At 62.6% G+C, this 17,962-nt stretch carries 2 protein-coding genes; both read left to right on the forward strand.

The window, feature by feature from the left end; all coding sequences use genetic code 11:
- The first annotated feature begins 26 nt into the window (after positions 1-26).
- Positions 27-10,874 carry a non-ribosomal peptide synthetase gene (locus IAE50_RS04350; protein WP_200579678.1) on the forward strand — a complete coding sequence of 3,616 codons (10,848 nt, stop codon included), beginning with the start codon at positions 27-29 and terminating at the stop codon, positions 10,872-10,874.
- Positions 10,871-17,962 (forward strand): amino acid adenylation domain-containing protein, encoded by a 7,092-nt coding sequence (locus IAE50_RS04355; RefSeq protein ID WP_200579679.1) that lies wholly within the window; start codon positions 10,871-10,873, stop codon positions 17,960-17,962. Before IAE50_RS04350 ends, IAE50_RS04355 begins: the two co-directional genes overlap by 4 nt.

The following is a 17,962-nucleotide window of genomic DNA, read 5'->3' on the forward strand; positions in this document are numbered from 1 at the left end:
CGCTTTCTAATATTGAGGTTTTGCTTATGTCCGCGCTAATTGACACGGAGTACGTCGCTTTAACATCCGCACAAATGGGAATGTGGTTAGCGAATGAAGTCGCGCTGAACCCGGGAAATAATACAATCAGCGAATATTTAATTATTGATGGCGAAGTAAGCCCAACGTTATTTAAAGCGGCAGTCAAAAAAATGATTGCTGAAGCCGAAACAATGCACGGTCGGTTTTATCAAACAGACAACACGGTAAAGCAGCAGGTGCCCGCTCTCGATAATTACGATGCTGCCTTTTACGATTTCAGTGCGCGCCCGGATGCCTGGGAAGCCGCACTGGCCTTTATGAGCGCGCAGACAAATCAACGCTTCTCCCTCACACAAGGGAACGCATTTATCTTTTGTCTCATTAAGCTCAGCCCGAAGAGATTCCTCTATTACCACTGTTGCCACCATATCCTGCTGGACGGTTTTGGCGCTTCGCTGATCCTTCGTCGCACGGTCGATATCTACAACGCGCTGGTAACAGATAGACCCATCGCGCCGACGCCGTTCGGCAACTTTCGCGCCTTGATTGCCGAAGATACCGCCTACAGAAACTCAAACCGCTTTCTTCGCGATCGCGAATACTGGATGACGCGCTTTCAGGACCGACCAGCGCCCGCAAGCCTTGCTGGCCGCAGCGCGCCGGATGCGCCGATCGTCCGCCAGCGCAACAATATCGATTTAGCCCTGCATCAAGCCCTGAATCGCCATGCCGAAGCCGCAGGCTGCACGCTCCCGCAGCTGCTTACGGCGTTAACCGCCGTTTACCTCTACCGCATGACCGGCCAGCAGGAGGTGGTGATTGGGCTACCGATGGCGGCGCGCGTCGGTCGCGTGCAGCGCACCACGCCCGCGATGATGTCCAACATCATGCCAGTACGCCTGCCGCTTTCGCCCGCGCTGACCCTTGATGATGTGCTGGTGCTGGTGGCAAAAGAGATGATGTCCGCGTTACGTCACCAGCAGTATCCCCATGAAGCGTTGACCCGCGATCTTAAACTCGACCGCCCGCTCTACCACACCACCATCAACGTCGAGTTATTTGGCGACGATCTGGCCTTCAACGGCGCGAAAACGTTCCCGGTGAATACCAGCAACGGGCCGGTTGACGATCTGGCGATCTTCTTCTTTGGTTACGGCGACGAACATACACTGGTCGTCGGCTTTGATGCTAATAGCGCCCTCTACAGTCCAGAGAGTTTATCCGCCCATCATCAGCGCATGCTGGCGCTGTTTAGCGCCTTAATCGCCCATCCGCATGCCGCGATTGGCGCACCCTCGCTGCTGAGTGCAGAAGAGGAGCAGCTTTTTTCCCGGGCGAATGAGACCTGCGCGCCCGTGCCGCCCCTCTCCTTTGCCGCGCTGTTTGAACGCCAGGCCAGAAGCACGCCGCACGCGCCTGCGCTTGACGATCGCCACACTCAACTGAGCTACAGCCAGCTTAACCGCCAGGCGAACCGGCTTAGCCGCTTTCTACAGGATCAGGGTGTGCGTCCCGGCGACAGCGTCGCGCTGCTCCTGCCGCGCACGGTGAATATGGTCATTGCCACGCTGGCGGTCGCCAAAGCACAGGCCGTTTACCTGCCCCTTGATGCCGATCACCCGGCGGAGCGCCTGCAGCATATTCTCGCCACCGCCCAGCCGACGCTGATCCTCTCCTCGTCGCAAACGGCGGGGATCGTTACCGGGTATCGCCAGCAGCAGATCGACAGTGACGCGGCGATGGCGGCCATTGCGGCACAGCACGACGATAACCCAACCACGCTGCCGCAACCGCCGCAGCCAGCGTATGTGCTCTTTACCTCCGGCTCCACCGGCGCGCCGAAAGGGGTAGTGGTCTCTCACGGCGCGTTAACCAGCTTCCTCACCGCCATGCAGCACACCGTGCAGCTGACGGCGCAGCATCGGCTGCTCGCCGTGACCACCCTCAGTTTTGATATCGCCGCGCTGGAGCTTTTATTGCCGCTGATGACCGGCGCGTCGGTCACTATCGCCTCACGGGAGTGCGCGCGCGACCCGCGTCTGCTAGCGCAGGCGATCGCTGAACATCAGATCACGCATATGCAGGGCACCCCCGCGCTGTGGCACGGGTTAGTGGACTATCAGCCCGATGCGCTGGCTGGCCTGACGGCGCTGGTCGGCGGCGATGCGCTACCCCAAACGCTTGCGGAGCGCATGGTCGCACTCTCTGAGCGCGTCATTCAGCTCTATGGCCCCACCGAAACCACTATCTGGTCGACCTTGAGCGAGCTGACCGCCGCGCAACCCTCGCCGTCGGTTATCGGTAAACCGCTCTTTAATACCCGAATTCATATCCTTGATGACGCCCTGAAACCCGTGCCGGCTGGGCAGCCTGGCGAGCTCTATATCGCTGGCGACGGGCTGGCGCTCGGCTATCTCAACCGCGCAGATTTAACCAGCGAGCGCTTTGTTGCCAGCCCCTTTGATGAGGAGGGCAAGCGGATGTATCGCACCGGCGATATGGCCTGCTGGAGTGAAGAGCAGACAATCATTTTCCTCGGCCGGGTGGACAATCAGGTCAAGATCCGCGGCTATCGTATTGAACTCGGGGAGATTGAAAACGCGCTCAACGCCCTCCCCGAGGTTAAACAGGCGCTGGTCGTCGCCCATGAGGAGGAAAAGAGCGGGCAGAAACGGCTGGTGGCGTACGTCGTGGCGCAGGATGATGCAGCCTGTAGTCCGGATGCGCTGCGTGCGGCATCGGCGCAAAAACTGCCGGACTATATGGTACCCGCGCGGGTGATGGTGCTGGCGCACTTCCCCCTGACGGCGAATGGCAAAATCGACCGCCGGGCGCTGCCGCAACCGACCTTTACCTCTCTCGCCCCGGTACCGCCCGCTACTGCGCAGCAGCGGGAGCTGTGCCAGCTGTTTGCCGAGTGCCTGGCTATCGATCCGCCCGGTATTAATGACAGCTTTTTTAGCCTCGGCGGTCATTCGCTGTTAGCCCTGCAATTACTCAGCCGCCTGCGCCAGAGTTTTGGCGTGGAGCTGTCGCTGAAAACCCTGTTTGATGCCCCGACCGTTGCCGAACTGAGTATGCAGATAGCGGCGGCGCACGGCCAGACGGCACGCCCTGCGCTGGTCGCACAACCGCGCCCGGCGCAGTTGCCGATGTCGTTTGCCCAGCAGCGCTTGTGGTTGCAGCAGCAAATCGCCCCCAGCAGCGCCTACAATATGCCGCTGGCGCTGACCCTGAGCGGCCCGCTGGATGCGGCGGTGCTGGAGCAAGCGCTCTCTGACGTTATCGCCCGCCATGAGAGCCTGCGCACCCTGTTAACCCAGCAGGAAGAGATGCCCTGCCAGCAAATCCTTGCGGCCCACGACGTCAAGTTTGCGCTGCCGACCCTCGCCATCGCGCCCGAGCACCTTGAAGCGCAGCTGATGATGGAGTGCCAGCATCTCTTTGCGCTGGATAGCGAGCTGCCGATTAAAGCCTGGCTCTATCAACTGGCAGCGGAGCAACATGTTCTGCTGCTGCTCATTCACCATACCGCCGGGGATGGTGGCTCCCTGCTGCCGCTGCTGGAGGATTTGCGCCTCTGCTGGCAGGCGCGTGCCGCAGGCCAACACCCGCAGTTGCCGCCGCTGACCGTTCAGTACGCCGATTACGCGCTCTGGCAGCGCGCATTGCTGAGCGAAGCGCCCGGCGCGAACGCGCGCCATAGCCAGCAGCTGGACTACTGGTGTCAACAGCTGGCGGACGTGCCGGAAGAGGTGACGCTGCCCGCCGACCGGCCTCGCCCCACGCAGGCGGATTACCGTGGCGACCGCGTCGACTTCGCGCTCCCCGACGAGCTGCTATCGCGCCTGAAAAAACGGGGCGAGGAGATGGGCGTGAGCCTGTTTATGCTGCTCCATGCGGCGCTGGCAACGCTGATGCATCGTCTCGGCGCAGGTGATGACATCGTAATCGGTACGCCGCTTTACGCCCGCAGCGACGCCGCCCTGCTGCCGCTGATCGGCTATTTCGCCAATACGGCGGTGCTGCGTACGGATATGGGAGGCAACCCGACGCTGAGCGACATTGTCGCCCAGGCGAAATCGGCGGTGCTGGAAGCCAACCAGCATCAGGATCTCCCCTTTGAGCAGGTCGTCGAGGCGCTGGCACCCGGTCGCACCTTAGCCCGTCATCCGCTCTTTCAGGTGATGATGGTGGTCGATACACCGTGGCCGCAGGCGGTCACCTTCCCGCAGGTTGCGGTGGCACAACGCCAGCTCCCGACCACCACCGCCAAATTCGATCTGCTGTTTCATTTTGATGTCGATGACGCGCAGCAGCGCCTGAGCGGGCATATTGAATATGCCACCGCCCTCTATGATGGCCGCACGGTTGCGGACTTTGCCGGGCAGTTAATCCGGGTTATCGAAACCATCGCGCAGCGTCCCGAAGCCCGCCTTGCGCAGATCCCGCTGTTAAGTGACGCGCAGCGTGAAACCGTGCTAAAGCGCTGGAACGCAACGGATCTGACGTTACCGCCGCTGTCGCTGGCCGGGCTGTTTGAAACGCAGGTGCAGCGCTCGCCCGACGCCATCGCAGTGAAAGAGGGCAAAAAAAACCTTAGCTATCGTCACCTCAATGAGGCAGCAAACCGGCTTGCGCACCGCCTGATGGCGCAGACCGGGGGCGCGCCGTTTTGCGCCGGGTTACTGATGCAGCACTCGATGAACGAAGTTATCGCCGTGCTCGCCGTTATTAAGGCTGGCGGCGCTTACCTGCCGCTGCGCATCACCGATCCGCTGGAGCGCCAGCAGCTAATGGTGAATGAAGCAGGCGCCACGCTACTGCTGGCCGATGCCACCTTGCCGCTGCCCACGATCGACAATGTGGTGTTTATCAGTGAAGAACCTGCGGGCGACTGGCCGCTAAGCAACCCGCCGCGTCTCTCTGCGCCCGGCAGCCTGGCCTATATCATGTTCACCTCCGGCTCGACCGGTAAGCCGAAAGGGATTGCGGTCGAGCAGCAGAGCGTGGCGGCGCTGGCGCTGGATCGCCGCTGGCGGGCAGAGGATCACCAGCGGGTGCTGCTGCACTCGCCGTCAGCCTTTGATGCCTCAACTTATGAGCTGTGGGTGCCGTTGCTGGGCGGCGGTACGGTTATCGTCGCGCCGTCGGGCGAGCTGGATATCGATACGCTGGCGCAGAGTATCGTCGATGAAAAGATCACCGCGCTGTGGCTCACCGCCGGGCTGTTTCATCTGATGGCGGAGGTGCATCCTGAGGCGCTGAAGGGCGTGCGTTTACTGATTGCGGGCGGGGATGTGCTCTCCATACACGCGATTCGCGAGGTGATGACGCGCAACCCCGCGCTTGTGATGATGAACGGCTACGGGCCGACGGAAACCACCACCTTCGCCACCACATGGCCCATGGCGCAGATCCCGGAGGGCGTGACGGTGCCTGTCGGCACACCGCTCGACAATATGCAGCTTTATGTCCTTGATGCTTACCTCAACCCTGTAGCGGTCGGCATGCCTGGTGAACTCTATATTGCCGGGATCGGGCTGGCGCGCGGGTATCATCGCAACCCCTGCCTGACCGCGGCGCATTTTGTTGCGAACCCATTTTCAGCGCCCGGTGCGCGCATGTATCGCTCCGGCGACCAGGTGCGCTGGCGCGAGGATGGCGTGCTGGAGTACCTGAACCGTGGCGATCAGCAGGTCAAAATTCGCGGCTTCCGCATTGAGCTGGCGGAAGTGGAAGCCGCCCTGCGAAAGCAGGCAATGGTGGCTCAGGCGCTGGTGAGCGCCCGCGAGAGTAGCCCGGGGAACAGGCAGCTGATTGCGTGGGTGACGGCAAAACCTGGCGCAACCTGCGATGCCGACGCGCTGCGCCGGGCGCTGGGCGCGCAGTTGCCGGACTTTATGGTGCCGGCGATGATTATCCCTCTTGCGCACTTCCCTCTGACGGCAAACGGCAAAGTCGATCAGCGCGCCCTGCCCACGCCGCAGGTTGCCAGTGTCGCGCACCGTGCGCCGCGCAGTGACCTTGAGCGCACCCTCTGTACGCTCTTCGCCGCGGTATTAGGCGTGCCGGAGGTCGGTATTGATGATGACTTCTTTGCCCTCGGCGGCCACTCGCTGCTGGCCTCCCGTCTGGTGAGCAAAATCCGCCGGGCGTTCAATCTCAACCCGGCGATCCGCGACCTGTTTGAAGCCCCGACGGTGGCGCAGTTTGCCGGGCGGTTGCAGGGCAGCCAGCCGACGCGTCCGCGCCTGTGCCAGGGCGAGCGGCCACCGCTTCTGCCGCTCTCATCACCGCAGCGCCGTCTCTGGATGATTGACCGCATTGAGCAGGGTAAATACACCTACAACATGCCCGTCACGCTCACCTTACGGGGGGATATCGCCGTTTCTGCGCTGATGACGGCACTCGACGATATCGTGCTGCGCCATGAAAGCCTGCGCACACGGTTTCATCAGCTTGACGATGGAACGGTTTGCCAGAGGATCACTCCGGCCTCGATAGCCTGTTGCCCGCTGACCATGCTCACGGTTTCCGCCGACGACCTGCCCCACGCCGTGCAGACCGCCGCACAATACACCTTCGATCTGGCGCAGGAAGATCCCTGCCGCGCCTGGTTGTTTAAGGTGGATGATGACCACCATCTGTTACTCATTCTGATGCACCATATCGCCAGCGATGGCGGATCGATTGCCCCGATGCTGCGCGATCTGGCAGAGGCCTACAACGCCCGCGCGCAGAACCGGGTGCCCGCCTGGAGACCGCTTGCGGTGCAGTATGCCGACTACACACTATGGCAGCAGGCGCTGCTCGGCGCGCCGGACGAGAACGACAGCCTCTTCAACCGCCAGCTGGCCTGGTGGCGCAATACGCTGCATGACCTGCCCGACGAGCTTCCGTTGCCCACTGACCGGCCGCGCCCGCTGCGCGCCAGCTATGTGGGTAAACAGTGCCACTTCGCCATTGATGCCCGCACAACCCCAGCATTAGGGGCGCTGGCACGGCAGCATAACGCCAGCCTGTTTATGGTGTTACAGGCCGCGCTGGCGGTGCTGCTTTGCCGCTGCGGCGCGGGCGAGGATATCCCCATCGGCACGGCGGTTGAGGGGCGTAGCGACGAGGCGCTCGAACCGCTGGTCGGCTTTTTTATCAATACCCTGGTGATGCGGACCGATCTCAGCGGTAACCCATCATTTGTGACGCTGCTTGAGCGCGTTCGCGAGCGCGCGCTGGCGGCCTGGGAGCACCAGGATATCCCGTTCGAGAGCCTGGTCGAGGCGTTAAATCCCGCCCGCTCGCTGGCGCGGCATCCGCTCTTCCAGGTGATGCTGGTGCTGCAAAACGTCGCGCGCAGCGCCGCCCTCTTCGATGAGCTGGAAACCGTGGTCGAGATGCCGTCGTTGCCGGTGGCGAAATTTGATCTCACCTTTAACCTCGAAGAGACGCCGCAGGGGCTGCGCGGCATGGTGGAGTACGCCGTGGATCTGTTTGACGAGGCGACCGTCGGGCGCATGGCGGGCTACTTCACCCATCTGCTGGCGGGCATCGCCACCGATGCCTCGCGTCGCGTGAGCGAACTGCCGATCTTCAGCGACGCGGAGCGGCACGAAATCATGCAGACGTGGAACAACAGCGCGCGCGAGGTTCCCGCCGTGACCTTTGCGGAACAGTTTGAAGCCATCGTGCGCGCCACGCCGCAGGCAATAGCCCTGATTGGCGACGAGGAGACATTGACCTACGCGCAGTTGGATCAGCGGGCAAACCGCCTGGCAAACCTGATGCTGGCGCGGGGCATTGGCGCCGAGCAGATTGTCGCCATCGCGCTGCCGCGATCCGTTGCCCTTATCGTGTCCATCATCGCCACGATGAAAACGGGCGCCGCCTATCTGCCTCTCGATCCTGATTACCCACCCGAGCGGGTGGCGTATATGTTAAGCCACGCGCAGCCAGGGCTGGTGATAAGCCAGGCGGCATTCGCTGACCGGCTGGCACCGGAGTATGCCGCGCTGCGCCTTGACCACCCGGCCCTGCGCGGGCTGCTTGCTGACCACAGTGCCGAAGCGATTACGCTGCCGCGCAGGCTCCAGTGCGATAACGCCGCCTACCTCATCTACACCTCCGGCTCGACCGGCGCGCCAAAAGGGGTGCTGGTCAGCCATCGGGGGATTGCTCATCTGGTCGCCAGCATGGTTGAGCGCCTGCACGTCACGCCGCAAAGCCGCGTGTTGCAGTTCGCCTCGCCGAGCTTCGACGCCTCGTTCTGGGATATCAGCATGGCGCTGCTGAGCAGCGCGTCGCTGGTCGTGGCGGCGAAAGAGGCGCTAACGCCCGGCAAACCGCTCTATACCCTGATGCGCGATCGCGCGGTAACACACGCCACGCTGCCACCGGTTGGGCTGGCGGTGATGCCGCGCGAACCGCTGCCCGCACTGGCAACGCTTATCGTTGCAGGGGAGGCCTGCCCGCCGGAACTGATCGCGTTTTGGGGCACCGGGCGGCGAATGATTAACGCCTATGGCCCGAGCGAATCGACCGTCTGCGCCACCATCAGCCAGCCATTGCAGGCCGACCGCCTGCCGCCGATTGGCAGGCCGATTTTCAATATGCAGGCTTATGTGCTGGACGCGCATCTGCAACCCGTGCCACCGGGGGTAAAAGGCGAGCTCTATATTGCCGGTGAAAGCCTGGCGCGGGGCTACCTGAAACGACCGGATTTAACGGCAGAACGCTTCGTTGCTAACCCCTTTGGCGCACCGGGCAGCCGGATGTACCGCACCGGCGATATGGCAAGCTGGAGCCGTGAGGGCGAGCTGATGTTCGCCGGGCGCGTCGATCACCAGGTCAAAATCCGCGGTTTTCGTATTGAGCTGGGCGAGATTGAATCCCAGTTGCGAAAACATCCGCAAATCACGCAGGCGACGGTGATTGTCCGCGAGGATAAGCCCGGTCTGCGCCAGCTGGTGGCTTACGCCGTCGCCCGCGATGAGCAGGCGCAGGGCGGGGAGATCCGCGACTTTTTACGCGATTTTTTGCCGGACTATATGGTGCCGGTTGCCGTGGTTCTGCTACCGGCAATACCGGTCACGCCAAACGGCAAAGTCGACCGCCGGGCGCTGCCTGCGCCGCAGTTTGCCCGCGTACAGCACACCCCACCGCGTAACGCGCAGGAGCAACTGCTCAGCACCCTGTTCGCCGAGTTGCTCAACCTGGCGGAGGTCGACCGCACAACGAGCTTCTTCGAGCTGGGCGGCGACAGCATCACGGCGATCCAGCTGGTGGCGCGCGCCCGTCAGGCGGGATGGCTGTTCACCCCGCGCGATGTGTTTGAGCATAAATCGGTCGCCGGGCTGGCTGGCATCATCACCGCCGTTGCAGAGCAGGATACCGCTCCGCAGGTTGCTGCCGTCGGCGATCTGCCCGCGACACCGATCATCCACTGGTTGATGGAGAATCCCGGCGATATCAACGCTTTCTGCCAGGCAACGCTGCTGCACACGCCCGCAGAACTGGATGCACAGGCGCTGCGCGAGATGCTCGCCGAACTGATCCGGCACCATGATGCGCTGCGCTTAACTGCCCGCCGCGAGGTCAGCGGCGAGATTTATCTCGCTGTGCCGCCTGCCATGGATGAGAGTGAGATGCTGGAGATTGTCGATGGCCTGCCTCTCTCGCCGGAGCAGCGGCAACAGCAGATTCAGGAGGCGTGTCGCCGGGCGAAACAGCGGCTCGACCCGGCTCGCGGCAAGATGGTGCAGGCCGTCTGGTTCCGCGCCGCCTGTGGCGAACCGGGTCAGCTGATGCTGGTGTTACACCACCTGGCGGTGGATGGCGTCTCCTGGCGGATACTCGCCGCCGACCTGCTCGCCCTCTGGCGCGCCCGCGCTACGGGGAGAAACGCGCAGCTGAACGACGCAGGCACCTCCTTTCGCGCCTGGGCGCTGCGCCTTGAGCAGGAAGCGCAACGCCGGGGTGATGAGCTGGCGCACTGGCAGAGCGTGCTCAGCCAGCCGGATGGGCTGTTAACCACACGACGGCTGGCAGGCATGCGCGACACCCTCGCCACCAGCGCCTCTTTGCAGATGGAGCTTGGCAGCGAATTTACCCAGCCTCTGCTGACCACCCTGCCTGCGCGCTTTCACGCCGGTATTAACGATGTGCTGCTCTGTGCCCTGGCACTCGCCATCACGGCATGGCGCGAAGATGGGCAAACGGATGTGCTGCTGGATGTCGAAGGGCACGGGCGCGAAGAGCTGGCGGGCACCGCGCTGTCGCACACCGTTGGCTGGTTTACCACGCTCTATCCGGTGCGTCTTGCTCCGGGTCGCGCGCAGTTAACCCATCCCCACTCGCTGAGTAGCGCGCTGAAGAGCGTCAAAGAGCAGTTGCGCCAGGTGCCGGGCAACGGGCTCGGTTATGGCCTGCTGCGCTACCTCAACCCGCAAACGCGCCCACAGCTTGCCGCGCTGCCACAGCCGCAAATCGGCTTTAACTACCTGGGCCGCTTCAGCGTCGAAGAGGCGCGGGACTGGCAGCTTGCGGCTGAGGCTCACCTGCTTGATACCCGCGCACACGACAGCTTTGCACTACCCCATGCTCTCTCGCTCAATGCCGTGGTGGAAGCGCGCGCAAGCGGCCCGGTGCTGGTGGCGAACTGGAACTGGGCGACTGAGCTTTACGCTGAAGATCGCGTCAGCCGTCTGGCTACGGGGTGGTTTAGCTGGCTGAAAGCCCTGTCGGAGCTTACGCAGGTCGACGATATCGGCGGTTTCACCCCTTCAGATGTGCCCCTGGTGGCGCTGCAACAAGCGGGGCTGTCAAAACTTCAGGCAAAATGGACGAAGAAAAAATGAGTATGGATATCAAAGAGATACTGCCGTTACCCCCGTTACAGAAAGGGCTGCTGTTCCATATGCTGCTTGATACGCGCGGCAGCGATGCCTATCAGGTGCAACAGGTTTATCAACTTGATGGGGAGCTGGATGTCGCGAGGCTCAGGCAGGCCGTCGGGCAACTGCTGGCGCGCCATCCCCATCTCTGCGCCGGGTTTGAGTATGAAGAGGTCGACACGCCGGTTCAGCTGATCCTCTCTGGCCTGCCGCTCCCCTGGCAGGAGATCGATCTAAGTATCCTGTCAACGTTAGCGCAGGCGTCGGCTTTTCACGCGCTGCTGGAAACGGACTACAACAGCCGCTTCGCCGCCGACACGCCGCCTCTGCTGCGCTTTACCCTTGTGAAGTGTTCGCCGACGCAGCATAAGCTGATCTTTACCAATCACCACCTGCTGCTGGATGGCTGGTCGATTCCGGTGCTGCTCGATGAGCTGTTTCGTTTATACCTCGCGGAGCCGTTGCCGCCCGCCGTGCCCTATCGCGACTATTTGTATTGGCTTACCCAGCGTGACACCGGGAAGATGCGCGAGGCCTGGCGCGAGGCGTTACGCGGCCTGCAAGGCCCCACCCATCTCGCCAAAGGGCACACCACCGACAATTTGCAGCCGCACCTGCTCCACAGAACGGTGGATGCCGGGCGCACACGGCAGCTTAACCGCTGCGCCCGCGAGCTTGACGTGACGGTCAATACGCTATTGCAGTGCGCCTGGGGCATACTGCTTGGCGCGCTTACCGGGCGCTGCGACGTGGTTTTCGGCATTACCGTTTCCGGCAGACCGGCGGAGCTTAGCGGCATCGAAAGGATGGTCGGGTTATTGATCAACACGCTGCCGCTTCGCCTCAGCTGGCGCATGGAGGAGAGTTTCGCCACGCTGCTGCAACGGCTACAGGCGGAGCAGACGCGCCTGCTCGACAGCCAGTATCTCGATCTCACCACCATCCAGGCTGACGCCGGTGGCGAGGCGCTGTTTGATACGCTGATGGTGTTTGAGAACTACCCGCAGAGCGCAAGCGCCGAAATGAGCGAAAAATTAACGGTTTCGCTCGCCTCGCACCGCGGCGGCGATGCCTCCCACTACCCGCTGGGGCTTATCGCTGTTCCCGGCGAATCGCTCGCGCTGCGCTTTAGCGCGCTGGCCGATATCTTCCCCGATGAGGAGGTTGAGCGGCTGGCGGATCGCTTCCTGCATCTGCTTTACACCATGATTGACCGCCCCGACAGCCTTATCGGCCACGCTTCACTGTTACTGCCGCAGGAGGCGCAGGCGCGGCTTCCCGCACCGACATCGTTCGATAAGAGGACGCAAACCACGCTGCACGAGGTGTTTGAACAGTGCGCCGCGCACTACCCGGATGCCATTGCCCTCTCGCTTGGCGATAAGACGCTTTGCTACGCCGAGCTGAACCAGCGGGCGAACCAACTTGCCCGCTATCTGGTGAGTTGCGGCATCGGCAGCGAAGAGATTGTGGCGCTGGCGCTGCCGCGCACTTTCGAGACGCTGGTGGCTATTGTTGCGGTGCTGAAAGCGGGCGCGGCCTGGCTACCGCTGGATGTGCATAACCCGCCGGAGCGGCTGGCCTACATTCTCTCCGACGCCAGACCGGCGCTGATCGTGTCACTCCAGGCGCACGCGGAGATGTTTGATGAATCGCAGTTGCTGCTAATCGATAGCGCTGAAAGCCAGCAGCGGCTGGCGCAGCAGAGCGGCGTGGATCTTAAGCCAAGCGAGCGGCTGCGCCCGGTGCAGGCGCACAATCTCGCCTATATCATTTACACCTCTGGCTCCACCGGCAACCCGAAGGGGGTGATGATCCCGCACAGCAATGTGCTGCGTCTTTTCGCCGCAACAGAGGCGTGGTTTAACTTCTCGCGCCACGATATCTGGACGCTGTTTCACTCCTGCTCGTTTGATTTCTCGGTCTGGGAAATATGGGGCGCGCTGCTCTATGGCGGCGAGCTGGTGGTGGTGCCCTTTATGGTCAGCCGCGATGCGCAGGCCTTTTTGCGGCTGTTAAGCGAGAAAAAAGTGACCATCCTTAACCAGACGCCGTCGGCTTTTTATCAGCTGATTGAAGCCGAGCGCGACCTTAAGCATGACGAACTGCCGCTGGCGCTGCGTAAGGTGATTTTTGGTGGTGAAGCGCTGGATCTTAGTCAACTCGAACGCTGGTATCAGCGCCACCCGGAAAGTGCGCCGGAACTTATCAATATGTATGGCATCACGGAAACCACCGTGCATGTGAGCTATCAGCCGTTAACCGCGGCGCGGGCGCGCGAGGCGACAGGCAGCCTTATCGGCGTGGCGATCCCCGATCTGCATATCCATCTACTGGATGATGCGCTGCGTCCGGTGCCGCCGGGCGTTGAGGGCGAAATGTATATCAGCGGTGCCGGGCTGGCGCGCGGCTATCTGAACCGGGTCGAACTCTCCAGCCAGCGCTTTGTCGCCGACCCCTGGGGTGCGCCGGGCTCGCGCATGTATCGCTCCGGCGATATCGCCGTCAGGAGCCCAGAGGGAGATTTGCACTACCTGGGGCGCGCGGATCAGCAGGTGAAACTGCGCGGGTTTCGTATTGAGCTGGGCGAAATTGCCGCCGTCCTGCGAAGCGCCCCGCAGGTTGCCCATGCAGAAGTGGTGCTGCTTGATGCCGACACTCAACCGCAACTGGTGGCCTACGTCACCGCCGACACGCATGCGCCGCTCGATATTGCCGCGCTGCGCAGCCTGGCGGCAGCAAAACTGCCGGGCTACATGGTGCCGTGCGCGATTATGCAGATTGAACAGTTCCCGCTGACCCTCAACGGCAAGCTGGATAAACGCGCCCTGCCGCGCCCCGATCTGAGTGCCGGAAGCGCACGACGCGCACCGCGCACCGTGCAGGAGGAGATTCTGCTGGGGCTGTTTGCCGAGGTGTTGCAGTCAGATGCTCCCGGTATTGATGACGACTTCTTTGCCCTCGGCGGCCATTCGCTGCTGGCGATGCGTCTGGTGAGCCGCATCACCCGCGTGCTGGAGGTCGAGGTGCCGATCCGCACGCTGTTTGACTATCCAACGGTCGCGCAGCTTGCCGGGCAACTGGCGAAACAGGGAAACCGGCCTGCTGCACCTCTCTGCCCACAGCCGCGCAGCGCCAGGCTGCCGCTCTCTTTTGCCCAGCAGCGGATGTGGCTTTTGAAAAACCTCGATAACAACCATGCGGCTTACAATATGCCGCTCGCCATCCGCTTACAGGGGGAGCTGAACGACGCCGCGCTGCGTGAGGCCGTGCGGGATGTGGTTGAACGCCATGAGGTTCTGCGCACGCGCTACCCGCTCCACCAGGGGCAGCCGTGGCAGGAGATCCTCGCCCCCGATGCGTTTGAAGTGACGTTTGAGGTGAGCGATATTGCCGCTTCGTCGCTGACCGACGCCCTTGATCACGCCGCTGCCTACCCGTTTGAGCTGGCAGAAGAGATCCCGCTGCGCGCCAGCCTGTTCCATCTTTCGCAAACCCGGCAGCATGTGCTGCTGCTGGTTATCCACCATATCGCCTGCGATGGCGGCTCGCTGGCACCGCTGTTTCGCGATCTCGCCTGCGCGTATACCGCGCGCTGCGCCATGCAGGCCCCGCAGTGGGCGCCGCTGCCGGTGCAGTATGCCGATTACGCCCTCTGGCAGCGCGAGAGGTTGGGCGACATTGAGAGCCAGAGCGAGACTGCCACAGAGCAAGTCGCCTTCTGGCGTGAAGCCCTCTCCGGCGTGCCGGAAGCGATGACGCTGCCCGTCGACCGTTACCCGACGACCGGGACGAGTTATGTTGGCGAGCAAGTGAGGCTGCGCATTGATGAGAAGCTTTATCAACAGATCACCCAGCTGGCGCGCCATGAGGGGGCGACGCCCTTTATGATGCTGCAAACCGCCGCCGCGATCCTCCTTGGCCGTATGGGGGCCGGGGAGGATATTACGCTCGGCACCGCCGTCGCTGGACGTTCAGATGAGGCGATGCGGGAGTTAGTCGGCTTCTTCGTCAATACCTTGGTACTTCGCGTTGATCTGGCGGCAAACCCCACGGTGGCTGAGGCGCTGGCCCAGGTGCGCGAGTTTATGCTCTCCGCCTGGGTTAACCAGGAGGTCCCCTTTGACTGGGTGGTGAAAAGCCTCAACCCCGAGCGCGTCTCTGGCAGGCATCCGCTCTTCCAGGTGATGATGGTGCTGCAAAATAACGACGCCACGCCGCCGAACTTCGCCGGGCTGACGCTCTTGCCGCAGCCGGTCGGGCTGGTGACCACCAAGTTTGATTTAACCTTCAACGTTGAGCAGGTTTACGGCGAGCGCAGCGACGTCAGCGCACTGGAGGTGCAAATCGACTACCCGGTCGATCGCTTTGACGGGCAGACCATCACGGCGCTGGCGGATTACTTCACCCACCTGTTGCAGGCCATGGTGGAGGAGCCGGAGAGCGCGGTGATGACGCTGCCGCTGCTCACTGACCGCCAGCGTAACGAGCTGCTGGACGTGTGGAATGAGACCTGTTGCGACGTGCCGCCCGCCACCCTGGCCGCGCAGTTTGCCCACCAGGTCGCCGCCACGCCGCAGAGTATCGCCGTCAGCTGCGGGCAGGAGCAACTGAGCTATCAGCAACTGGACGCCTGCGCCAATGCCCTCGCGCAGCGCCTGCAACAGCAAGGCGTAAGCAGCGAACAGGGCGTGGCGGTGTTGATGACCCGCTCCCTTTCGCTGGTGATTGCCCTTCTTGCGGTGGTGAAAGCGGGCGGTTTCTATGTGCCGCTGCGGGCGAGCGATCCCGCAGAGCGCTGGCAACATTGTATTGATGAGCTGGATCTGCGCATCGTGCTGCTGGATGAAAGCCATCGCCAGGCCGCGCTGCCACCGGGCATTGCGCGGCTTATCGTCGATGAGTCGGCAACCCGGGCCACGGCGGCGGGCGTTTCAGCGGCGGTAACGCCACACCATCTGGCTTATGTGATGTTCACCTCCGGCTCGACCGGCAAACCGAAAGGCATTGCCACCACCCAGGATAACGTGCTGGCGTTGGCACGCGACCGCCGCTGGCAAGCGGAGGCGTGCCAGCGCATTCTGCTGCACTCGGCCTATGCGTTTGACGCCTCCACCTGGGAGATTTGGGCGACGCTGCTCAATGGTCACCATGCGGTGATCGTCCCCGGCGAGACGCTGGATCTGCCGCTGCTTGCCGACACGCTTGTGGCGGGTGAGGTCACGACCGCCTTTTTAACCTCCGGGCTGTTCCGCCTGATCGCCGAGGAGGCGAGCGACTGCCTTGCAGGCTTACGCCGGGTTTATACCGGCGGGGAGAAGATCTCCGCCAGCGCGGTTCAGGCCGTGCGTGAGCGCTGGCCGCATCTTGAACTGATGAATATTTATGGCCCGACGGAGATCACCACCTATGCGACGGACTACCCCATCAGCCAGGCCGACGCGCCCTATCTTGACGTGCCGATTGGCAGAGCGTTCGATAACACCCGCCTCTACGTGCTTGATTCCCATCTGCAGCCGGTGCCGCCGGGCGTGGCGGCAGAGCTCTATATCGCCGGACGCGGGGTGGCGCGCGGCTATATCAACCACCCGACGCTGAGCGCGGCATACTTTGTTGCCGATCCCTTTGGCCCGGCTGGAAGCCGCATGTACCGCACCGGCGATGTCGTCAAATGGCGGCGCGATGGCGCGCTCTGTTTTGTCAGCCGCCGCGATCAGCAGGTGAAAATTCGCGGTTTCCGCATTGAACCCGGCGAAGTGGAGATGGTGTTGAAACAGCACGCTGCGGTTCAGCAGGTGGCGGTGGTGGCGCTTGAGGATCGCAGCGGCAATAAGCAGCTTGTCGCCTATATCGTGCCCTCCGCGCAGGAGGCGGATCTCAGCGCGGCGCTGCAACAGTTCGCGCGTGAGCGGCTGCCGGACTTTATGGTGCCCGCGGCAATTGTGCCGCTGGCGGCGCTGCCGCTTAACGCCAACGGTAAGCTGGCACTTGCGGATTTACCGAAGCCCGATTTCCATACCGGGCCAGGGCGCGCGCCGCAAAACGAGCGGGAAAGCTGGCTGGCTGAGCGGTTTTGCGAACTGCTCAATCTGAAAACCGTCACCGTCGACGGCAGCTTTTTTGCCCTTGGCGGCCACTCATTACTGGCGGCGCGGCTGATTAACGCTATCGACAAAACGTGGCAGGTGAAACTGACGCTGCGCGATCTGTTTGAGTACCCGACGGTGGCGCTGCTGGCGCAGCGGCTTCAGCGCAACCACCGCAGCAACGTGCTGGATGTGATGCTGCCTCTGCAACCGCGCGGGGAGAAAACGCCCCTCTTCTGCCTGCCGCCCGGCGGCGGGTTGAGCTGGTCCTACGCCGGACTTATTCCCTGGCTTGGCGACACGCAGCCGCTGTTTGGCCTGCAATCGCAACGGCTGAGCAGCGGGGAGGCGTTGCCCTCGGTTAACGCGCTGGCAAAAAGTTACCTCGCGGAGATGGTGAAAGTGCAGCCACACGGCCCTTATGCCCTGCTCGGCTGGTCGTTTGGCTGCCATCTGGCCCATGAAATCGCCACCCTGTTGCAGCAGGCCGGGGAGGTTGTCCGCGCCCTGATCCTGCTTGATGGCTACCCGCTCGGCGAGCGCTATCGCGAAAGGGCGCGGCAGGACAGCGAGAGCCTTTCAGCGCTGTTTGAAGCCTTAACCGGCAGCGTGCCCGAGGAGAGCGAGCTCACCGTCGAGGCGCTGCGCTGCCGTTTAGTGGCGCAGGAGCATCCGCTGGCGGTGATGGAGCCGGTGGTGTTTGAGCGTATCCTTGCGGAGTTTCGCGAGGCATCGCGCCTGCTGGCTGCGTTTACGCCGTCGCGCTTTCAGGGGGATATCCTCTTCCTGCGCGCGGCAACGCGCCGCGACAGCGAAGCAGGTTTCGATGCGCAGCTGTGGGCACCCTTTGTCGAGGGGAGAATCGCTATCCACACCCTGCCCTGCACTCATGACGGTATGTTCAGCCCGCAGGCGTTGCAGCAGGCCGGGCCGCTAATCCGCGACTGGATAGCCCAAGAGAAGTAA

Origin of the sequence: Kosakonia sp. S42, assembly GCF_016624785.1 — a bacterium.
Taxonomy (GTDB): Bacteria; Pseudomonadota; Gammaproteobacteria; order Enterobacterales; family Enterobacteriaceae; genus Kosakonia; species Kosakonia cowanii.